Here is a 21,510-nt window from a genome sequence, read left to right as displayed (position 1 = left end):
GTCATCCAACATCCCCCACGTAAAATCCCTTAGAAAATACGCTCATCACGCACTTTTAGCACAATCCTTGCTAAATAGCCATGAATCGCTGCTATGAACCTCCAACCGCTGAAAACCTCATCCCGTATCCTGTTTTGCTGTGCCCTTATATTGGGCTGGCAAAGTCTGTTTGCACAATTACCTCCGCTTCAATGGGCGAATAAATACGGTGGTTCCACTGTTGACATTCCATTTGTTATAAAAATGACCAGTGATGGCGGTACCATCGTGGCGGGTTATACCGATTCAAAGGATGGTCATGTTACCAATCTGGCTTCCCGTGATTATTGGGACCTCTGGGTCGCCAAACTCGACCGCTGTGGAAATATCGAATGGCAAAGAGCCTGGGGTGGGAGCGGCTATGAATCAGCCCGTGACATTGAACAAACCGCCGATGGCGGTTATATTGTTTTAGGGGAAACCAATTCCACCGATGGTGGAGTTGTAGCCGGATATGGAGGCACCAAAGATATCTGGCTCCTGAAACTCGATGCCACTGGCAACCTGCAATGGCAAAAAAGATATGGTGGCAGTGGGCTGGATATCGGTAACCATCTACAGATACTGGATGATGGCTCTTTTCTCATTGCCGCTTCTTCCTCATCCAATAATGGAGACATCACCGGCAACCATGGAACCGGAGGTTATACAGATGGCGTCATCATGCGCATCAACGCATCGGGGGGTATGGTATGGAGTAAATGTTTTGGCGGCACAAAAAATGAAGAACTCCTCGATTTTGAGATCATCAATAACCGCATCTACCTTGCCGGATATGCCAACTCCACCGATGGAGATATTCCACCCAGCCAGAAAAACTATGACGTATGGCTCCTGGCCATTGACCTCAACGGAAATAAAATTTACAGTAAAGTATATGGCGGCGCTCAAAATGATGTGGCCTATGCCATGAGCCGTGCTACCGATGGTTCTCTTACCCTCGCTGGCTATACCACCTCGAATGACGGAGATGTAAGTGGCGCCAAAGGCAGCCAGGATTATTGGGTGGTGAATATTGGTACCAATGGTACACTCAACTGGCAAAAAGTATTAGGCGGTTCTGATGCAGAATATGCCAATGCCCTACTGACCGATACCGATGGTGGATACCTGATCGGCGGGATCTCCTATTCCAACGATGGCGATGTAACAGGTGCCCTTGGAGAAGGGGATTATTGGGTGGTGAAACTCGATGCTACGGGCAATATGCTTTGGACCGAGAACCGGGGTGGTAGTACAAATGACCATCTCCGTTTTATGGTGTACAACCCCACACAGGATGAGTACTACCTGGCCGGTGATTCCGATTCATACGATGGTGATTTCATCGACGGTCAGGGCGAAACTGATTTTGCGGTACTCAAATTCAAGAGACCTATGCGGGATACCACAGACTCCGTGGTTTGCAATCTTGCCAACTTTGTTTCTCCCCTCGACACATTATTTGATGCCTGTGGATATGACTCGGTCTATCTGAGTTATCGCCCGGTATTACTAACCAGTCCCTTTGAATTATTGAAAAAAAGAGATACCATTTTCGCAGGAGAATCCATCACCCTTCCCTCTGCCGGAAATGGAACCATCAGCTGGGATCCAAACCCCACCCTGAGTTGTACTACTTGTCCTAACCCGATAGCCACCCCAACAGTAACCACGGTTTACCGTGCTAATAATTCACTGGCACAGGATTGTAGCGTAAGCGATCAGTTCACAGTGGTGGTACTCAACGAGGCTCTAGTACATATTCCTACGGCGTTTACACCAAACGGAGATGGAAAGAATGATTTCTTTGGCCCGATCGGTAAAGTACCACCAGGCTACTCGATGCAGGTCTATAATCGAAATGGAGAACTGGTTTTTAAAAGCCAGTCATTATACGACCGTTGGGATGGCGTGTTTCGTGGAAAGCCCCAACCGGTTGGTGTATTTATCTATTATGTAAAATACCTGGACCTGCAGAATAAGATGCACCAGGAAAAAGGAACCCTGGTATTGATCCGATAACAAATCAAAGGAAAAACTAAGCACATGGACAGAAGAGCATTTCTCACCGCCGCACGCAAAAAGGTAAGTGCCAAAAAAGAACCGGTCCGTTCATACGATGAACGTGTGGATAGTGACCTGACGCCTTATGCGGGTACCTGGACAAGACAGGAAGTGGCCCACCTGCTTAAACGCACCATGTTTGGTGCGACCAAAGCGGATATCGACCATTTCCTGACGCTTACGCCCAGTCAGGCCATCGATGAGCTGCTGAATAATGTCCCGGTGGTATCCCCTCCCGTGCGTGATTATGGATTGATTGCCGATGACGACGGTGTAATGCATGATGATGCAGGTGTGCCTCAGGGCCAAACCTGGGTAAATGATTTCAATACCACAAGTTTTTCTGAGATACGTGGTTCGATCAACCGCCTCCGTGTGGAAAGCCTGCGCAAATGGTGGTCGGGTCTTATCATTAACCAGAACAGAAGTATCTGGGAAAAAATGGTCCTCTTCTGGCATCACCATTTCTCGGTGCAGGTAGAGGAAGTAGACAATGCCACCATGATGTGGAGACATCACAACCTGCTTCGGAGCAATGCCCTGGGCAATGTAAAACAATTGGTGAAGGATGTGACCATTGACCCGGCCATGTTGATCCACCTGAATGGTTACCTCAATACCCGTCTCGCCCCCGATGAGAACTATGCGCGCGAATTACAGGAGCTCTTTAGTGTTGGAAAAGGGCCCGGTTCGGAATATACTGAGAACGATGTGATCGCCGCAGCCCGGGTGCTGACCGGATGGCGGATCAATAGCAATACATATACCTCATATCTGGATGCCAGCAGCCATGATACAGGCACCAAGTCCTTCTCCGCCTTTTACAATAACACTACAATTTCAAATAGTGGCGAAACAGAAGTGGACGCGCTGGTGGATATGATCTTCAATACAACCGAATCGGCGCGTTTTATTTGCCGTAAACTTTATACCTGGTTTGTATACTACCAGATCGATGAGCAGACCGAAACGGATGTGATCGAGCCACTGGCCCAATTACTGATCTCCAGCAATTATGAGGTAAAACCTGTTTTATCTGCCCTGTTGAGGAGCGAACATTTCTTTGATCCCCTCAACCAGGCTTGTTATATCAAAAGCCCGCTGGACATGATCGCCGGTACGCTACGTGAATTCAGCGTGCCCTTCCCGGTATATACCAATTACGCAACAGGCTATCCCCTGTTCTACTCGATCTATCAACGTGCCGCTGAAATGCAGCAGACCTTGTTTCAACCACCGGATGTTTCGGGTTGGCAGGCCTATTACCAGGATCCCATGTATTACGAGATCTGGGTGAACAGTAACTCGCTGCCCAAACGGGCCGACTTTACCGATGCCCTGGTAGCGGATGATGTGATCGATTGCCGGGCATTTGCGGCTTACTCTTCGAACCCCGCCGATCCCAATCAATTGATCGATGATATCACTGCCTTGTTATTACGGTATCCCTTATCGGCCAATTCAAAAACCTATGTAAAGAATAATTTTCTGATCAATAATTCAGGCAATGATGCTACCTGGACCAATGCCTGGAACAGCAATAATAACGCGGTCATCAATCCGGCATTAAAAGATATGTTCCGTTTCCTGATGAACCTGCCTGAATTTCATTTAATCTGATAAAGCCCCATAACCCTATTTAAAAAACCGAAAGAGTCAACCCATGAACCGTAGAAACTTCCTGAGAAATAGTGTCCCGGCAGCCGTTACTCTCCCCACGTTCCTGAACGGGTTTTCCTTTACCGCTTTTGGATCAGCGGCCGATAATTCCCTGTCCCGGTTATTGGGTGGCGAAGCGACCAATGACCATGTATTGGTATTGATCCAACTGGCCGGGGGTAATGATGGCATCAACATGGTGATTCCATTGGATGTCTATGCAAACTATTATAACGCGCGAACCAATATCGCCATCCCCCAAAGTAAAGTGCTGCGGTTGGATGGAACCGATCGCTCTGGTTTGCATCCGGCAATGACCGATCTGCAGAATATGTTCAACGATGGCAAACTCAATGTGGTGCAGTCTGTAGGTTATGAAAACCAGGATTTCTCGCATTTCCGTTCAACCGATATCTGGATGAGTGGAGATGCCACCCGTAACCGCTTAGACCGTGTAAAGACCGGATGGCTGGGGCGTTATTTGGAAAATGAATACCCGGGCTATCCCGATGCCTATCCCAATACCGATATGCCCGATCCGCTGGCGATCCAGATCAGCAATGTACCTACCTTAAAAGTACAAGGGCCGATCCTTTCCATGGGATTAAGCATCACCGATCCGGAGAAACTTTACACCTTTGTCAATCCATTTAACGATTACCCATTGACGGCCCCTGCCGCCAATAAGGAATTGCGTTATGTAAGGATCATCTCGGAAAAAACAAAAATCTACTCGGATATCATCCGCGCCGCTTATCAAAGGGCCAATAACCTGGCAACCTATCCGGACAACAGTCTTGCCCACCAATTACAGATCGTGGCACGTCTTATCCGGGGTGGATTGAAAACAAAGGTCTATACTGTCTCCATCGGTGGTTTTGATACACATAAAAAACAGGTAAACGCCAGTGATACCACAACCGGTAATCACGCCAACCTGATGAAGCAGATATCGACCGGTATCAGCGCCTTTCAGCGTGACCTTGAATTGATGGGAGAAGATGATAGGGTAATGGGAATGACCTTCTCTGAATTTGGTCGGCGGATAAAATCAAATGCAAGTCTGGGTACCGACCACGGTGCCGCTGCCCCACTATTCCTCTTTGGTAAACATGTAAAAAAAGGCGTATTGGGAAACAGCCCCGATATCCCTTCGGATATCCAGGTAGTGAACAATATTCCTTACCAATATGATTTCAGAAGTGTGTATGCATCCGTGCTGGAAAGATGGTTCTGTGTACAGCAACCCTTGATCGATTCCATCCTGTTGAGAAATTATCAGTCACTTCCGCTGATCAAGGGTGGACCTTGCGGACTCCCGGATGATATTGATGATACCAATAACCAATCAAACAACCTGATCCTGAAACTCTGGCCAAATCCATATACGGTAAATGCCACCCTGCAGTTCTCTACCGAAGGCGGACACACCCTCATCCAGCAAATGAATGCACTGGGACAGGTGGTGCGGGTACATACCAACCAAGATTATGCAGCGGGCACCTATAATGTAGATATTTATGGAGATGGTTTACCGGCAGGTGTGTACTTTATCCGCTTGCAGAATAAATCGTTGCAGAAAGTGATCAGTGTAGTGAAGACCTCGCAGGATTAGGAAATAAGAACTGAGAAATAATAAAAATTAAGGAATCAGAAAGTGGGTCAATGATCTCCCGCTTTCTGATTCCTTATTTTTTATTAATTATTTTAAATTTTTTATTCCTACAAGTACTTCCGTATTTCCTCTACCAATTCCGCCTTCATGATCGGAACACCCGTGATCTTATTATATCCAACCGCATCTATCAGGAATATGTCGCGGATGATCTTGATAAGTTGTCCGTTGTTGATCTCAGGGATCAGCACCTTGTCATAATTCTTAAGAATATCACCCAGGTTTTTGGGGAAGGGCCGTACATACCGCAGATGCGCATGCGCTACGGCATGGCCTTCATCCACCAGTTCAGAAACGGCGGTCTTGATAGCGCCATAGGTAGAACCCCAACCCAATACCAACACTTTTCCTTTTGAAGGTCCGTTGTCGATCTTTTGTTCGGGTATATAGTCAGCGAGCATGTCTACTTTAGCCTGACGGGTCTTCACCATGTGCTGGTGGTTGTCGGGGTCATAACTCACATTACCCGTGATATCTTGTTTTTCGAGTCCGCCGATCCGGTGTTCCAGGCCCGGTGTACCGGGAATGGCCCAGGGGCGTGTCAGTTTCTCATCCCTTTTGTAAGGTTGATACTTGATCTCCCCTTCATCCAATCCGGTTTTGAATTTTACAGTGATCGTTGGCAGATCAGCGCTTACCGGAAACTTCCAGGGTTCGGCACCATTCGCTATATAACCATCACTCAACAACATTACCGGCGTCATGTGTTGAACAGACAGACGGGCTGCTTCATAAGCGACTTCAAAACAATCGGCAGGTGTGGAGGCAGAGATGATCGGCATGGGACATTCACCATTCCGGCCATAATAAGCTTGCATCAGGTCACTCTGCTCGGTCTTGGTAGGCAAACCGGTCGAAGGTCCACCCCGTTGAATATTCACGATCACCAGGGGAATCTCCAGCATAACCGCCAGTCCAATGGCTTCGCCTTTCAGAGCGATACCAGGACCGGAAGAGGTTGTCACCGCCAGGCTTCCTCCATAACTGGCACCAATGGCCGAAGCGATCGCGGCGATCTCATCCTCTGCCTGAAACGTGCGTACTCCAAAATTCTTATGTTTCGAAAGTTCGTGTAAGATATCGGAGGCCGGTGTAATCGGATAGGATCCGAGAAATAGAGGCAGTCCACTTTTCTGGGCGGCGGCTACAAGGCCATATGACAAAGCCTGGTTCCCCATCACAGAGCGGTAGGTGCCTGATTCCATCTTGGCCTTTTCCACGCGGTAAGTGGTGGTAAAGGTTTCAGTGGTATCACCATAATTATATCCGGCGCGCAATACCCTGATATTGCTGTCCAGGATATCGGGCTTCTTTCCAAATTTTTCGGTCAGGAATTTTTCGGTGTTCTCCAGGGAGCGTCCATACATCCAATACAAAAACCCAAGCACGAACATGTTCTTGGCCCGGTCCTTTTCTTTCATCCCCATGGTCATCTCACTCAGGGATTCACGGGTCAGTTTGGTCACATCGATCTTGATGACCTCATAATTCCCCAGGCTGCCATCCTCCAATGGGTTCACCCCATCCGGATAGTTGGCCAGGCGCAGGTTCTTGGTATCAAAGCCATCGGTATTGGCAATGATCTTTCCCCCCTTTTTTAAAACGGCCAGATTTGTTTTCAATGCAGCGGCATTCATAGCCACCAGCACATCGCACATATCACCAGGGGTGAACACGGGTTTACTGGAAAAACGCAATTGGAAACCACTCACGCCAGGTATTGTTCCCTGAGGAGCGCGAATTTCCGCAGGGAAATCCGGAAAGGTTGCCAAATCGATACCTAAGAGGGCTGTATTGTTGGTAAATTGACTGCCGGTAAGCTGCATTCCATCACCACTGTCTCCTGCAAACTTGATCACCACATCTTCTACCACCTGAACTTGTCTGGCCATATCGGTTAAACTTCTGTTTTTTGATTTTTAAGCAATCGAATAATCCGCATATTTAGTAAAATTCGTGCAATTTGAAGATGATTCCCTGCACAAATTTCCCTGACTTCTTGCTCTACCTACCGGGTTATGGCCGGTTTCCCAAAATAAGGGTGAAGCACAGCCGGTAATGAAATGGCATCCGGTCCCTGGTTATTCTCCAGTAAACAGGCTACGATCCGGGGCAGGGCCAGGGAACTTCCATTGAGGGAATGGGCCATCTGGGTCTTCCCGTTTCCATCCTTGAAACGAATCTTCATCCGGTTGGTCTGAAAGGACTCGAAATTGCTCACCGAACTCACTTCCAACCATTTCCCCTGGGCCGCGCTATATACCTCAAAGTCATAGGTCAAAGCCGAGGCAAAACTCATATCTCCACCACAAAGTTTCAGGATGCGGTAAGGTAGTTCGAGGGTGTTCAATAACCGCTCCACATGCTCGACCATCTGTTCCAAAACGGCATAACTCGTGTCGGGGTGTACCAGTTGAACGATCTCCACCTTATCAAACTGGTGGACCCTGTTCAGCCCCCGTACATCGGAACCAAAGCTACCGGCCTCCCGACGGAAACAGGGGGAATAAGCGGTCATGCGTATCGGTAGGTCAGTTTCTTTCAGTATCTCGCCCCGGTAAATATTGGTCACCGGTACCTCGGCCGTAGGGATCATGTAAAAATTATCCGCTTGCATATAGTACATCTGTCCTTCCTTATCCGGCAATTGCCCGGTACCATAAGCGGTATCCTGGTTTACCATCAGCGGGGGGAGGTATTCGGTATAGCCTGCGGCTGTATTAAAATCAAGGAAATAAGAGATCAACGCCCTTTCCAGTTTGGCCCCCTGGCCTTTGAACAAGGGAAAACCACTCCCGGTGATCTTGGCTCCGGTTTCAAAGTCAACGATATCGTACTGTTTGATCAACTCCCAATGAGGCTGCGCACCAGCGGGCAATTCGGGCTTTTTGCCGCCTTCCCGAACCGTTATATTGTCGGCGGCAGAATGACCGGCCTGCACCTTTTCCGAAGGAAGATTAGGCAATTTGACCAGTTCGGTCTCCAGCGTCTTTTCAACCTGCGCCAGTTGTTCAGACAACGGCTGGAGAACCGCTTTGAGATCGGCCACTTCCTTTTTCTTCCCTTCCGCTTCCTCTTTTTGACCTTTGCCCATCAGCATACCAATCTCCTTCGAAGCGGCATTTACCCGGGCCTGGGTGGTGTCAAACTCCAACTGCAGCTTCTTCCGCTCCTCATCCAGGCGCAATACCTCGTCAACCACGGACAGCTCCTTGAAATTCTTTATCGTAAGACGTTCTTTGACCAGGGCTGTTTGCTGACGTATAAAAGGAACCTGTAACATGGAGCGAAAATTTGCGCAAAGATAGTTGAATCCCCAGACAGAAATTCCCGCCATAATCAATGAAATCTATCTTCCTTTGCATTTACTAAGAAAAATATTTTCACCGTATGACAACATTTCAAGATGACCTGCAAACGCGTTGGTGGACCCTCGAAGCCCAATTGGTAGAAAGGTTTGGGAAAAAACCCGACCTGGAAACCATCCTGTTCCTGATCGGTATCCAGGAGTTGGGGCAGATAAAAGAAACCTTTACCAAAGAGCAAAAACAAGACCTGATGCACGTGGCCGTTTGCAGCCTTTTATCCCAAAGCGGCTACTATACCCTGGAAGGAAAGGACCCGGATGGGTGGCCCCATTTCCGCCAGTTGAAACCCATGCCAGAAATGAACGCAAAAGAGCAGGAGGATTTTTTAAAAGACCATATTTTGCTTTACTTGCAAGACCATCAATTCTGACAAGTCATGATTAAAAAATCGATCATCGCCTTTTTGGCTGTCTTCTTTACCCTGTCGCTGCATGCACAAAAGGATTCTACGCTGAAAAAAAAGGACAGGAAACGCGATGTATTAATACAAACCACTATGGGTGATATGGTGGTGAGGTTATCAGATTCTACCCCTTTGCACAGGGATAATTTCCTTCGCATGGTTAAGATCGGGTACTTTGATAGCCTGTTGTTTCACCGTGTTATCAAGGAATTTATGATCCAGGGTGGCGACCCCGAGAGCAAGCGGGCCGCCAAGGGTCAGCCGCTGGGCAGTGGGGGGCCATCGTTCCGTATTCCTGCGGAATTCAGACCGGGCCTTTTTCATAAGAAAGGCGTCATAGCTGCCGCCCGGAACAATAACCCTGAAAAAGCCAGCAGTCCCAGCCAGTTTTATATTGTTCAAGGCAAAAAATACACCGATGCGGAACTGGATAACCTGGAAAAAACCCGTTTAGAAGGCCGGTCTATTCCTTTGGTACAGCGCGAGGTATATAAAACCCTTGGTGGTACCCCTCAATTGGATCAAAACTATACCGTGTTTGGAGAAGTGGTAAAAGGATTGGAAGTAGTGGATAAGATCGCTGGTGTTGAAACAAGTAAAGGCCCCGACCGTGATCGTCCATTGGAGGATGTCCGCATCATTCATGCCCAACTGATCAAACGGAAAAAGAAAGGATAAGAAAATACGGTTTTACCCATCGATTTCTCATATTTGCAATTCAAAAATCACACGCATGAATATTCCCGCTCAGCTTCGCTACACAAAGGACCATGAATGGATCAAACTGGAAGGACAGACCGCTACGATCGGCATTACGGATTTTGCCCAGGGTGAGTTGGGTGATATCGTGTATGTGGAAGTAGAGACCATTGGCAAAGCTTTGGCTGCCGGTGAAATTTTTGGAACAGTGGAAGCAGTGAAAACCGTTTCCGACCTGTTTCTGCCGGTTGCCGGCACCATCACCGAGCTCAATCCAGCCCTGGCCAATGCCCCGGAACTGGTGAACAGCGACCCCTATGGGGAAGGATGGATGATTAAAATGACCGTAAACAACCCGGCCGATGTGGATGCCCTGCTCGATGCGGCTGGTTATGAGGCAGAAATCGGCTAAAACCAGGAAAAACAAATTTTCGTATATCAAGGCGGACCCGGTCCGCTTTTTTTATATCTTTTACCAACTACTTGAACCAAAAAGGTACATACAGCGAACAGGAGCTGGTGGCATTATTGCGTGAGCAGGATGAACCGGCCTTTGGTTATCTATACGATAACTATGCTGGTGCCTTATATGGAGTCATCCTGCAGGTAGTGCATGAAACAGAGACCGCCAACGATATTTTACAGGAGGTCTTTGTCAATATATGGCGCAAGATCCAGTTATACGACGCCACCAAAGGAAGGCTCTATACCTGGATGCTGAACATAGCCCGGAATGCAGCCATTGACAAAATAAGGTCAAGGGCCTGGCAGGATAGCCGGAGAAACCTGTCATTGCCTGATAATGTGGAAACGATTGCCGCTTCCGCCGGACCAAAAACAGACGATGTGGGGTTGAAACGAGTGCTGGGAAAATTGAAAGAGGAACACCGCACCCTGGTGGACCTGTCCTACTTCCAGGGATTTACCCATGAGGAGATCGCCCGGATGCTGGACATGCCCCTGGGAACAGTAAAAACAAGAATACGAAGTGCATTAACACAATTACGAACTCTATTGCAATAAATTGAACCTGCAGGAATACATATCAAGCGGAATCATTGAGAGCTATGTGCTCGGGCTCGCCTCTGAAGAGGAGCGCCAGGAGTTTGAACAGCTTTGTGGCCAACACCCCGAACTCGTTCAGGCCCGCGATGCATTTGAACGCCAATTAGAGCAGCAGGCGCTTGCGAATGCCATTCCTCCCCCTCCCGCCATAAAGGCGAAGGTTTGGGCTGAAACAGGTCTTGTGAGCGAAACCACACAACGCCCCGTGGTACGTATGGGCTGGATGAAGTATGCCGTGGCTGCCAGTCTTGTGCTCCTTGCCGGTAGCTTGTTCTGGAACCTGAACCTTCAAAAACAAAATCAGGGTATTCAAAAAGACCTGGCCTCTGCCCGCGAGGAATTGAATAGCGCCCGCCAGTCACTTGCCGCCATGGAAGCCGATGCGTCGGTATTGCAAAAACCGGGTATGAAAATGGCCGCCCTCAACGGAATGGACGCCTCCCCCGCTTCCTATGCCACCGTATATTGGGATACTACTTCAAAAGACGTGTACCTGATGGTGAATAACCTGCCCCAGCCTCCCACTGATAAACAATACCAGCTTTGGGCCATCATCAATGGTCAACCAGTTGACATCGGCGTACTGAGCATGTCACAAAAACCTTTGCAGCTTTACCGCATGCGTAATACCCAACACGCGCAAGCCTTTGCCATCACCCTTGAAACCATGGGCGGAAGCCCGGTGCCAAAAGGAGAGATGTATGTTATGGGTAAATTATAGTTTCAGGAAAATCAATCTTTCAATCCTTTAAATCCGAAATAGATAAACTTTCGTAATTAATTCGGACCAAATCCTGGTTCGTAGTTGGTAAGGGAGTCTTCATACGGAGGCTCCCTTTTTTGCCTTATCATTGCAGCAAAACAAGCATGCTGAACCGTTTCCCACCGATTTTACCTGCCCTGCTCTGGACCACCCTGCTTACGGTACTGCTTTGCCTGCCTGGGGAAAAAATTCCCAGCGGGGGCTTGCTCAATATTCCACACCTTGATAAACCTGTTCATTTTATTCTCTTTGGAATCCTCACCATCGCCTGGTGTTATTTTATCTGGAAAAAAATGACAGCCACTCCGGCATCCATCCAAACCTTTTATACGATCAGTTTTCTTTCCCTGGTGTATGGGGTCATCATGGAATTTGTACAGGCGAATTTCATCCCACACCGGTCATTTGATTATTGGGATATTGTGGCCGATGCCATAGGAAGTATAGCTGGCGGTTGGTGGAGTACCAGACGGTATATAAAAAAATAGACCCCTGTGGAAACAGGGGTCGCAACCAAAACTAACTGCTTATGAGAAAATTGACTGCTTTATTGAGAAGTTCTTTATTCTGACTTTACTATCTTATAACGCAAATTTACTGCCAATATTTTGAAGGTCGCTGTTAACGAAAGTTTAAAAGCACCTTTTCGAAAATTCACCAAGCATTATTCCGAATGCTGTTCCGTACATTTTCACCTCCTAATGACTGTAAACGAAAGATCTACAACTATATAACGTGGAAGAGGCCTGAATGTTGCACCTGCATTTGCTAATAAAATGGTAAGAAAACCATCTGACGCTTCAATGACAATTCCCTGAATTACAGATCTCTTTACTCCATAGTTACAAAGAAGAAAAGGAGAATGCAATACCACTTTGTGGTTTATGCACAAGAGAGAAGGCATTGTGCATAAAAAAGGGCCCTTTTTAAGAGCCCCTTTTCCTGAAAAATTACTACCAATTGTTAGCCTCCGATCAAACCTTTCAGCATATCCATAACACCTCCACCAGATTGACGTTGTTGAAGATTATCCTGTGAACGGCTGGTGAATTTTGCGATCATATCTTGCATGTCCACATCGCCATCACCATCAGTATCCATGCCACCACCGGTGAACCGGCTAACCAATCCGCCGATATCCAATCCACCTCCTGCACCACCCTGCTGTCCACCACCAGATAAAGAGTTCAGCAGGTTACTCAGGTCAAACTGGCTGTTGGCAGGATCATTGGTTTTGGAGATCAACCCATTCAGGGTTTGAGGAATCAGTTGCTGTGCCACATTGCCGGCGGCTTGCGGGCTCATATTGTACTTACCTACAAGCTTGCTGGTAAAATGGCCGATCATCATAGACACCATAGGATTTTTGAGCAAGGAAGAGGCGCCTCCACCCTGTCCATTGCCCTGAAACATCTGGATGATGCTTTGCACACCACCACCGGCCATTACATTTTGCAAACCGCTGGCTACGGTATTAGTAGCTTCAGCTACCACTTCATTATTTTTTTCATTGGGAATGGCCTGATTGTCGATCACAGGCTCCTGGGCATATTCCTTCACCAGGTTAAATAGTTGGTCAAGCATGATTCATGAATTTGATTGCATTCAAGTTAGGTATTTCGGCCCAACCGTTGCATGACGAAAAAATTAATTCTCCTGGCGGGTCATCTTCTCTGCATTTTCTGCAAACTGAAGGGCGTCAATAAAATCCTGTATATCGCCATTCATAACAGCATCGAGGTTATAGGAGGTAAAATTAATCCGGTGATCGGTCACACGGCCCTGCGGATAGTTATAGGTCCTTATCTTGGCGCTTCGGTCACCGGTACTGACAAGACTCTTCCGGTGCCGTGCTATTTCATCTTCCTGTTTCCGTACCTGTTCTTCATACAATTTGGTACGCATCATCTGCATGGCCTTTTCCCGGTTGGCCAACTGTGTTCGTTCAGTTTGGCAAACGACCACTGTGCCGGTCGGCAGGTGGGTCAGCAATACCTTGGTCTCAACCTTGTTCACGTTCTGGCCACCCGCACCTCCGCTTCGCGCTGTTTCCATTTTCACATCGCTTTCGCGGAGTTCAAAATCCACTTCCTCCGCCTCGGGCATAACAGCTACGGTGGCGGCGGATGTATGTACACGACCACTGGCTTCTGTTTCAGGAACCCTTTGCACCCGGTGTACACCGCTCTCAAACTTCAGCGTGCCATATACATCATCTCCAATCACCTCTAATTGTACTTCTTTGTATCCACCCACTGTTCCTTCGTTCTCACTGAGGATGGCTGTTTTCCAACCTCTCCCCTCACAATAGCGAATGTACATACGCAACAGGTTGCCCGCAAAGAGACTGGCCTCATCCCCGCCAGTACCTGCCCTGATCTCCAGGATCGCATTCTTCTCGTCCTGCGGATCCTTGGGTATCAGCATCTGTCTGATCTGTGCTTCCAGTTTACCTTTTCTTTCCTCCAGGTCGGGCATCTCCATCTTGGCAAGATCCCGCAACTCCTCATCATTTCCCCGAAGGGCTTCCTGATAGAAGCTTACATCCTCCAGCATTTTCCGATATTCCATATACGCACTCACGATCTTCTCCAGACTGCGGTATTCCTTGCTGGTAGAAGCAAACTTTCGGCTGTCACCAATGATCGCCGGGTTGGTAAGTGCTACTCCCAACTGATCAAATCGCGCTTTGATGGCTTCCAGTTTATCCAGCATTTTCTTTTTGTTGATTCTTGTTCTTAAAACAAACCAAAAGCCAATAGTTATTAGCTTTTAGCTCTCAGCCCTTTATCCCTAAATTTGGCTCGCAAAGTTAAATGATTTGACCGCATGGGCTACCAAAAATTCAGCGCAGACGAAGTTTTCGATGGCTACCGTTTCAGGGGACCAGGTCAGGTTTTGATCCTGAACGAAAAAGGGCGGGTAGAAGCCATCGTCCCGGAAACGGAAGCAGGGGGGGATATTATCCATCAAACTGGCATTCTTGTTCCCGGACTCATCAACGGGCACTGCCACCTGGAGTTAAGCCATTTAAAGGATGTCATCCCACCCCATACCGGATTAATCGAATTTCTCTGTTCCGTGGTCACCAAACGCGATTTCCCCGCCACCATTATTCAACAACGGATCATTGATGCCGAAAAGGAAATGTGGGACAATGGCATTGCAGCAGTTGGTGATATTGGTAATACAGCCGATACCGCCACCGTTAAATCAAATAGCCGGATCTACTGGCAGAATTTCGTCGAAGTACTGGGCTTTACCGATGAAAAAGCCGAAGAAAACATGTCTCACTACCTGTCCCAGGCTGAAACACTTATCACCGCCTGTACAACCCGCGGTCATCAATGCCGTACCACGCTGGTACCTCATGCGCCTTACACCATTTCGCCGGATACATTCAGGCGGATCAATAAAGCCACGGCCGGACAAGTAATCTCCTTGCACAACCAGGAACATCCGGCAGAGGATGAACTTTACCAAAGCGGTGGGGGTGAATACCTGCGGTTGTTCCGGATCTTTGGGATCGAAACCTCCCCTTTCCCCGTTACTGGTATGAGCAGTATCCGTTCCTGTCTGCCTTTCTTTGACCAGGGCCAGACCATTTTCCTCATACACAATACCTATATGCCCGAGGAAGATATTGTATGGGCGAATGAATATGCCGCAACCCATGGCTTACACTTGGTGTATTGTTTTTGTATCAATGCCAATCTCTATATCGAAAACAAAACACCTCCGATCGATCTTTTTATTAAACACAACTGCCAGATCATACTCGGAACAGATAGCTATAGCAGCAACTGGCAACTCAGTATTGCAAAGGAGATCGCGGCCATTCAACAGCATTTTCCACATATCCCTCGCGAAACCATCCTTGGCTGGGCCACCCTGAATGGTGCAAAAGCCCTCCGTTGGGATAATGAGTTAGGAAGTTTTGAAAAGGGAAAAATACCGGGAGTGGTAGTGCTGGAGATGGAGAAGGGAGAGTCGAGGAGGGTTGTTTGATGTTGGATGACAGATGACGGATGACAGATGACCGAGGTTCTGAGTCGAAAATCCTGCAGTTAAACAACAATATTCCATCATCCAACCTCCGTCATCCGTCATCTGTCATCCGTCATCTGTCATCCAACATCCAACATCCATCATCCAACATCCAACCTCCGTCCCCCCCCCTCAAAGCACCTCCCTCAACACCGCCAGTGTCTTCATCACCCCAAAATCCTGTACATGCAAGGCATAATAATTCTCGAGCGAAAACAACAACTGTCTCCTGAAATCGCGGTTAAGACGTATTCCTTCCAGTTCACCCGGCTGCATCACGTGTAACAATTCCCCGCATACCCTGGCCTGTTCGCCTTCCATGAAATAAGGGTGGCCTGGTCTTTCATCGACAAAACAACCTTCCTGCAAATCGAGGATTGAATTCAGCGAGGATTGGCGGTCATCAATGCGAAAGCCAAAGAAGGTGGCGAAATTCAAGGCGAAATAGAGGGAGAAATTGGCCATCACCGGATCAGTACTTTCGTCCAGATGCAACAGCGCATCCTCACAAAAATGAAACAGATCGGCATTGGCCTCGGGTTGTTTCAGGCATTTGGTCATTAGCTCGACCATGAACTGAGAAACAGCATGACGAGGTATATCGGAAAATAAATGTTGGTAGATCCGGTGCCAACGATATTCTTTGATCCGTTGAATATTTTTTGATTCCTGGTGATATACGACGAGATCAAGTATCGCGCCGGGCATAAAACAGTTGGCCCCTGCACTACCCTTTTTTGCCGTGCGCACACCATTCACGATATAGGATTGTATGCCAAACAGCTCAGTAAAGACCAGCACGATCAGACTGGTCTCCCCGTATTTAACGGCCCTCAATACGATTCCTTTGGTGGCGTGTGTCATTGACTTATAAAAACGATTTTGGAGGCGAGGGTTTCTTTTTTTCCATCACTCACCAATACAAGATAAACACCGGTGGAGATCCTTCTTCCCCGGTAATCCTTCCCATCCCATACGGCCTGGCCTCCGAGTGCACGGGTTTGAAAAACCAGCCTTCCATCCAACTCGGTGATCTTGACCGTGGCATTTTCGGCCAGCCCCTTTATACCAATCGTTCCGCCATAGCCCGGAGGCACGGGATTGGGAAAAACAAGTACGTTTGAATGTGTCACACCGCCTTCCGTAGCCGTACTTCGAAAGGAACATAGGCCATTGGCTGTGGCAAAAAATACCTCCCCGGTAGATCCATCTATTGTTACCTGCTGCACATCATTGCTCAGCAAGGGACTATTGGACTCATTGAACTGATAAATGATCTTCTCTCCTTCGGGACTGATCAGAAACACACCGCTACCTGTAGCCACCCATTTGCGATCGGCCCCATCCACGGCGATTCCACGCACTTCTTCCCCTTTGAAAAGAAAACCGGCAAAATTACCCTGTAATACAACCGGGATGATGGCTTCACAAGCTGGTGAACCAAATACCGACTCCGGACATTGAATGATCCCGATCCCGTCATCTGTACCGATCCACACAAACCCACTTTTATCAAGGGCAAGGCTCAAAACCCGGTTCGATGGCAGGTTACCCTGTCCGCCTCCCTGACGAAACCATTTCCATTGATCATCGGAAGGTTGGTTAAGCGTATTCTTATCATTAAAACAAAACAATCCATTTCCTCCCGGTGAAATCATCCATTTCTGCCCGGAGCCATCGATCAACAAGGAGCCCATGGAACGGTTAGCGGTCGAAAAGGGAGGATCAAAGGAAAGCCAGCTGCCATCTTTTTTTCGGACCTGTAGCCGGGAAGCAGCTCCGTCATTACCGATCCAGAGATGACCATCATTGTCTATAGCCAATCCGGCCACACGATAGATACCAGGCGCAAATAAAGTAGGTGATAAGGGTGAATTCTGTTTAAAGATGGTAAGGCCACCTGCTGGTGTGATGCGTAGCAACCCACCTCCAAATGAGCCCGCCCAGGCGGTATCTGTTTTTGGGTCTGCAATGACCGTTACGATATCAGGCAATGAATCCAGGGCCGGGAAATTTCGTCCGTTATAATTGGTCCATTCACCATCTGCCAATTGATACAACCCATTTTTATTATTTGCCCCGGCCCTACTTCCGGCACCGGCCCATAGGGTGCCATTACTGGCAAATAATCCACCCAATGCAATGGAGTCGGGAGAATTGGGTCGGAAAGAACTGGCTCCCGTACCATCAAAACGGATCAGGGAATTGACCCGATCGGCCACCCAGGTCAGGTTATTCTGACGAAGTGCCAATGCAGGTACCGATAACCCTGATTGAAGACTGTTTATCAATGTACCCGTATTGTTGATCTCTAAAACCCTTCCCTGACCGGGTTGTGATTGGCAAATCAATATATTATTACCCGCCGGGGAAATCGAATTGACCGACCAACCGGGTGAGTCCTGTATCAGGGACCATTGCCCATTCTGTCCCAAAACAAATACCTGATCACTCACCACGGCAAACAAAACATTATTGGCCACTGCCAGATCACGACATTCACCGGCTGGCAATCCATTTTGTCCGCTCAATATTTCCCAGTTGCCAAAAAATGAGGGGTCTGCGTTTGGTCCGGATACCTTTTTTAATCCTTCGGCTGTAGCTGCATGGTAAAGCCCATTGAATAGAACCAGAGAATTCACTTTTACCTGTGTTCCACCATTTCCAATCAGCCAGGTGGACCGGATCTCATACTGACCGGCATTCACCCGGATGACACCCAATCCCGTACTCAGAAAAAAATCGCCCTGGATCGCTGTGGCGGCATAGATTCTTTTATCCCCCGTCACCACTTCGCGTTTGATATCAGGAATATTGAAGATGTCGTTGCGATAAATGATATCTATATTACTGTTTGCATAAGCGATCAGCAGTTTGCCAGATACCGGTTCGTAGGCAATACCAGACAATCCTGTCTCATTCAATCCGGTCATTCGGCTATACCGTTCAATCGATTGCTCATCTGTATCCAGCGAAAAAAGCGAATAGGGAGTAGCGCAATAGATTTTCTCCCCGGCTGCCACCACACCTATCGCAGAACGATAGGGCAAGTGTTCGCGCCATTGGCCAATTGGTGGAATAAGCGATTGCGCTTCCGCCACTGTCGCGAAAAAAATCAGGACGAAGAAGAATATGTTTTTCAGGGCCACAGTCGAAGTTAGGAAAAAGGGGGACGTGAGACGTGAAACGTGAAACATGAGTCGTGAGACGTGAGGCGTGAGGCGCGAGAAGTTGTCTAACCTCAGTGTTCTCATCTCACGATTCACGACTGAGGTCTCACGCCTCACGTCTAAACAATATTTCGTTTCTTTGCCGCACAGTAACCAGACACTATGTGGCGTAAACTCGGTCAATTCATTGTTAAACATCGCTTGCCTCTCCTGATCCTTCTGGCCATATTGACCGCAGGCATGGGCTATCTGGCAAATAAAGTGGAATTGAGCTATGAATTCGCGCGGGCCATTCCTACTGACAACCCCAAATACAAAGCATACCAGGAGTTTCGTAAAAAATTTGGCGAGGATGGCAATTTGCTGGTGATCGGATTTCAAACTGACAGTTTATCCAATGCCTCCTTCTGGAATGATTTTACATCCACCTCAAAAACAGTCCGCCGCATTCCCGGGGTAGAGGATATACTTTCTGTGGCCACGGCCGTCAATCTCGTCAAATCAACCGAAGACGAAAGGCTTCTTTCCATTCCATTATTCAGGGACACATTGCTTTCTCAGCAGGAGATCGACAGCAGTTTTACCTTATTAGGAACCTTGCCTTTTTATAAAGGTTTTCTGTACAATGCCGAATCCAGTTCCTGGTTGATGGGAATACGGATCAATAAGCAGGTATTGGCTTCCAAGAAAAGGGAAAAGGTGGTCAATGATATCACCCGCATTATGGGTGATTTTGGAAAAAGACATCAGATAGAGATCCATCAAAGCGGTTTGCCCCATATACGCACCATCCTGGCTGTGCGTATTGCCAACGAGATGAAATGGTTTTTGATCGCCTCCTTTGTTTTGTCGGCATTGATCCTCCTGTTATTCTTCCGCTCCTTATCCGCCATGTGGCTTTCCCTTTCCGTGGTCGTTATTGGTGTTATCTGGAGCCTGGGAGTCATGCAACTGTTTGGTTATAGAATTTCGTTGCTAACAGCGCTGATCCCTCCTCTGGTGGTGGTGATCGGGATACCCAACTGCATCTACTTTCTCAATAAATTTCATACGTCGTATAATGAAACCGGTGACAAAAAGCAGGCCTTGGTGTTGATGGTGGAGAAAATGGGAATCGTCACTTTATTTTGTAACCTGACTGCAGCGATCGGTTTTGCCGTATTTGCCCTCACCAAAAGTGAAGTATTGCGTGAGTTTGGTGTAGTGGCCGGTATCAATATCATGTTGCTGTTTTTTATCTCATTAATATTGATCCCTGCCGTATTAAGTTATTTGCCTTCACCCAAATCCAGACACACCAAGTACCTGGACAATCCCCGGCTCAACCGCTGGCTGGATCGCCTGGAAAGATGGTCGCTCAACCACCGAAAACTCATCTATATCTATTCAACGCTGATCGTGATCGTTTCGGTGGCAGGTATGTTCCGGTTAAAAAGCGAAGGGTTTATTGTGGATGATATTCCCAAAACCGATAAGATCTATACTGACCTCAAGTTCTTTGAGACCAATTTCCGGGGGATCATGCCGCTGGAGATCATTTTGGATACGAGACAAAAGAATGGCTTGCGCAGAAATGCCTTGCAAACCTTTAAGAATATTGATTCCCTTTCCCAATTCATCGCTGCCCGTCCGGAAATGGCACGCCCTTTATCCATTGTGGAAGGAATGAAATTTGCCAAACAAGCCTTTTTTGACGGAGACAGTGCCTATTATTCCGTTCCGGATGAGTATGTGATGCCGGCTTTGAATCAATATTTCAGTGTACGCCCGTCAGAGAACGGAGGAACTGCCAATTCCTTTTCACGGATCGTGGCTTCCTTTATGGATAGTACCCGGCAGGAAGCGCGTATCAGCGTAAATATGGCCGATGTGGGAAGTCATCGGTTACCGGAGATCCTGGATTCCATTCAGCAACGGGCCAATCAGCTTTTTGACACCAGCAAGTACTCGGTACGGCTTACCGGTACGTCCGTCACCTTCCAGGAAGGAAACCGCTTTATCATCAATGGCCTCAAAGAAAGTATCGGCTGGGCATTTGCGCTTATCGCCGTTTGTATGTTGTACCTGTTTCGCTCGGTCCGCATCCTGGCTTGTTCATTGATCCCGAATATCATTCCGCTGGTCATTACCGCCGGGGTAATGGGTTGGGTAGGAATCCGGCTGAAACCCTCTACCGTCCTGATCTTTAGTGTGGCCCTGGGTATCGCGATCGATGTAACCATCCGGTTCCTGATCAATTTTAAACAGGAACTTCCCCGACAGCAATACAACATGCAACAAACTGTGATTGAAACCATTCACAGCACAGGAATAAGCATTATTTACACCTCCCTGGTATTGATTGCCGGCTTTGTCATATTCTGCTTTAGTGGCTTTGGCGGAACCCAGTCACTCGGCTGGCTTACCTCCCTCACCCTGGTCACCGCAACAATCACCAATCTGGTATTGTTACCGGCCGTCCTCATTTCCCTGGTCCGTTTTCGCAAGAAATAAGCCCCTTCAAACCGCTTATCAATCATTAACAAATGTTAACAAGGCGTTAACGGACATCATTGTTGCATAAAAAAGTCCAAAAT

General features: G+C 47.8%; 17 protein-coding genes. 11 read left to right on the top strand and 6 right to left on the bottom strand.

Annotated elements, in window-relative coordinates; translation table 11 throughout:
• Positions 1–93: 93 nt before the first annotated feature.
• From J0M30_04285 to J0M30_04275, 3 genes are read left to right on the top strand one after another with little or no spacing between them, the layout of a single operon-like run.
• Positions 94–2,043 (top strand): gliding motility-associated C-terminal domain-containing protein, encoded by a 1,950-nt coding sequence (locus J0M30_04285; protein ID MBN8666698.1) that lies wholly within the window; start codon positions 94–96, stop codon positions 2,041–2,043.
• Between the two features lie 24 nt (positions 2,044–2,067).
• Positions 2,068–3,705 (top strand): DUF1800 domain-containing protein, encoded by a 1,638-nt coding sequence (locus J0M30_04280; GenBank protein ID MBN8666697.1) that lies wholly within the window; start codon positions 2,068–2,070, stop codon positions 3,703–3,705.
• A gap of 43 nt (positions 3,706–3,748) precedes the next feature.
• Positions 3,749–5,359, top strand: coding sequence for a DUF1501 domain-containing protein (locus J0M30_04275; GenBank protein MBN8666696.1), 1,611 nt, complete (start codon positions 3,749–3,751; stop codon positions 5,357–5,359).
• 107 nt (positions 5,360–5,466) lie between these two features.
• On the opposite strand, the gene J0M30_04270 is transcribed toward J0M30_04275, so the two are convergent.
• Both J0M30_04270 and serS read right to left on the bottom strand, forming a co-directional pair.
• On the bottom strand, positions 5,467–7,311 hold the full coding sequence (locus J0M30_04270) for a 2-oxoacid:acceptor oxidoreductase subunit alpha (protein ID MBN8666695.1): 1,845 nt from the start codon (positions 7,309–7,311) through the stop codon (positions 5,467–5,469).
• Between the two features lie 116 nt (positions 7,312–7,427).
• Positions 7,428–8,702 carry a serine--tRNA ligase gene (serS, locus tag J0M30_04265; GenBank protein MBN8666694.1) on the bottom strand — a complete coding sequence of 425 codons (1,275 nt, stop codon included), beginning with the start codon at positions 8,700–8,702 and terminating at the stop codon, positions 7,428–7,430.
• Between the two features lie 107 nt (positions 8,703–8,809).
• Here serS and J0M30_04260 point away from each other — a divergent pair, with 107 nt between their 5' ends.
• From J0M30_04260 to J0M30_04235, 6 genes are all read left to right on the top strand, one after another.
• On the top strand, positions 8,810–9,157 hold the full coding sequence (locus J0M30_04260; protein ID MBN8666693.1) for a hypothetical protein: 348 nt from the start codon (positions 8,810–8,812) through the stop codon (positions 9,155–9,157).
• A gap of 6 nt (positions 9,158–9,163) precedes the next feature.
• On the top strand, positions 9,164–9,868 hold the full coding sequence (locus tag J0M30_04255) for a peptidylprolyl isomerase (protein ID MBN8666692.1): 705 nt from the start codon (positions 9,164–9,166) through the stop codon (positions 9,866–9,868).
• Between the two features lie 55 nt (positions 9,869–9,923).
• The gene (gene gcvH / locus J0M30_04250) at positions 9,924–10,301 is read left to right on the top strand and encodes a glycine cleavage system protein GcvH (protein MBN8666691.1); all 378 of its coding nucleotides are present in this window, start codon (positions 9,924–9,926) and stop codon (positions 10,299–10,301) included.
• Between the two features lie 71 nt (positions 10,302–10,372).
• A complete protein-coding gene (locus tag J0M30_04245; protein MBN8666690.1) occupies positions 10,373–10,912 on the top strand; it encodes a sigma-70 family RNA polymerase sigma factor in 540 nt (179 codons plus the stop codon).
• A gap of 1 nt (position 10,913) precedes the next feature.
• Positions 10,914–11,675: an anti-sigma factor gene (locus tag J0M30_04240; GenBank protein MBN8666689.1), complete on the top strand. Its 762-nt coding sequence runs from the start codon at positions 10,914–10,916 to the stop codon at positions 11,673–11,675.
• Between the two features lie 146 nt (positions 11,676–11,821).
• A complete protein-coding gene (locus J0M30_04235; GenBank protein ID MBN8666688.1) occupies positions 11,822–12,205 on the top strand; it encodes a VanZ family protein in 384 nt (127 codons plus the stop codon).
• Positions 12,206–12,680: 475 nt separating this feature from the next.
• Here the strand turns inward: J0M30_04235 and J0M30_04230 are convergent, their stop codons facing one another.
• Positions 12,681–13,301 carry a hypothetical protein gene (locus tag J0M30_04230; protein MBN8666687.1) on the bottom strand — a complete coding sequence of 207 codons (621 nt, stop codon included), beginning with the start codon at positions 13,299–13,301 and terminating at the stop codon, positions 12,681–12,683.
• 63 nt (positions 13,302–13,364) lie between these two features.
• Complete coding sequence (prfA, locus tag J0M30_04225; GenBank protein MBN8666686.1) at positions 13,365–14,432, bottom strand: peptide chain release factor 1; 1,068 nt, start codon at positions 14,430–14,432, stop codon at positions 13,365–13,367.
• A 114-nt stretch (positions 14,433–14,546) separates the two neighbouring features.
• On the opposite strand from prfA, the gene J0M30_04220 reads away from it, so the two are divergent.
• On the top strand, positions 14,547–15,725 hold the full coding sequence (locus J0M30_04220) for an amidohydrolase family protein (protein ID MBN8666685.1): 1,179 nt from the start codon (positions 14,547–14,549) through the stop codon (positions 15,723–15,725).
• A gap of 171 nt (positions 15,726–15,896) precedes the next feature.
• On the opposite strand, the gene recO is transcribed toward J0M30_04220, so the two are convergent.
• Entirely contained in the window at positions 15,897–16,628 is a 732-nt protein-coding gene (gene recO, locus J0M30_04215) for a DNA repair protein RecO (protein MBN8666684.1), read from the bottom strand.
• Positions 16,625–18,913 (bottom strand): hypothetical protein, encoded by a 2,289-nt coding sequence (locus tag J0M30_04210; GenBank protein MBN8666683.1) that lies wholly within the window; start codon positions 18,911–18,913, stop codon positions 16,625–16,627. Before J0M30_04210 ends, recO begins: the two co-directional genes overlap by 4 nt.
• 183 nt (positions 18,914–19,096) lie before the next feature.
• On the opposite strand from J0M30_04210, the gene J0M30_04205 reads away from it, so the two are divergent.
• Positions 19,097–21,427, top strand: a complete 2,331-nt coding sequence (locus J0M30_04205) for an MMPL family transporter (protein ID MBN8666682.1) — start codon at positions 19,097–19,099, stop codon at positions 21,425–21,427.
• The last annotated feature ends 83 nt before the right edge of the window (positions 21,428–21,510 follow it).

It is taken from the genome of Chitinophagales bacterium, from assembly GCA_017303415.1.
In the GTDB taxonomy this organism is placed as follows: domain Bacteria; phylum Bacteroidota; class Bacteroidia; order Chitinophagales; family Chitinophagaceae; genus SpSt-398.
This window is presented reverse-complemented; position numbering and strand designations above follow the sequence as displayed.

Coding starts and splice junctions, on each gene's coding strand:
- J0M30_04285 (MBN8666698.1), top strand. CDS start 94: ATGAACCTCCAACCGCTGAAAACCTCATCCCGTATCCTGTTTTGCTGT.
- J0M30_04280 (MBN8666697.1), top strand. CDS start 2,068: ATGGACAGAAGAGCATTTCTCACCGCCGCACGCAAAAAGGTAAGTGCC.
- J0M30_04275 (MBN8666696.1), top strand. CDS start 3,749: ATGAACCGTAGAAACTTCCTGAGAAATAGTGTCCCGGCAGCCGTTACT.
- J0M30_04270 (MBN8666695.1), bottom strand. CDS start 7,311: ATGGCCAGACAAGTTCAGGTGGTAGAAGATGTGGTGATCAAGTTTGCA.
- serS (MBN8666694.1), bottom strand. CDS start 8,702: ATGTTACAGGTTCCTTTTATACGTCAGCAAACAGCCCTGGTCAAAGAA.
- J0M30_04260 (MBN8666693.1), top strand. CDS start 8,810: ATGACAACATTTCAAGATGACCTGCAAACGCGTTGGTGGACCCTCGAA.
- J0M30_04255 (MBN8666692.1), top strand. CDS start 9,164: ATGATTAAAAAATCGATCATCGCCTTTTTGGCTGTCTTCTTTACCCTG.
- gcvH (MBN8666691.1), top strand. CDS start 9,924: ATGAATATTCCCGCTCAGCTTCGCTACACAAAGGACCATGAATGGATC.
- J0M30_04235 (MBN8666688.1), top strand. CDS start 11,822: ATGCTGAACCGTTTCCCACCGATTTTACCTGCCCTGCTCTGGACCACC.
- J0M30_04230 (MBN8666687.1), bottom strand. CDS start 13,301: ATGCTTGACCAACTATTTAACCTGGTGAAGGAATATGCCCAGGAGCCT.
- prfA (MBN8666686.1), bottom strand. CDS start 14,432: ATGCTGGATAAACTGGAAGCCATCAAAGCGCGATTTGATCAGTTGGGA.
- J0M30_04220 (MBN8666685.1), top strand. CDS start 14,547: ATGGGCTACCAAAAATTCAGCGCAGACGAAGTTTTCGATGGCTACCGT.
- recO (MBN8666684.1), bottom strand. CDS start 16,628: ATGACACACGCCACCAAAGGAATCGTATTGAGGGCCGTTAAATACGGG.
- J0M30_04205 (MBN8666682.1), top strand. CDS start 19,097: ATGTGGCGTAAACTCGGTCAATTCATTGTTAAACATCGCTTGCCTCTC.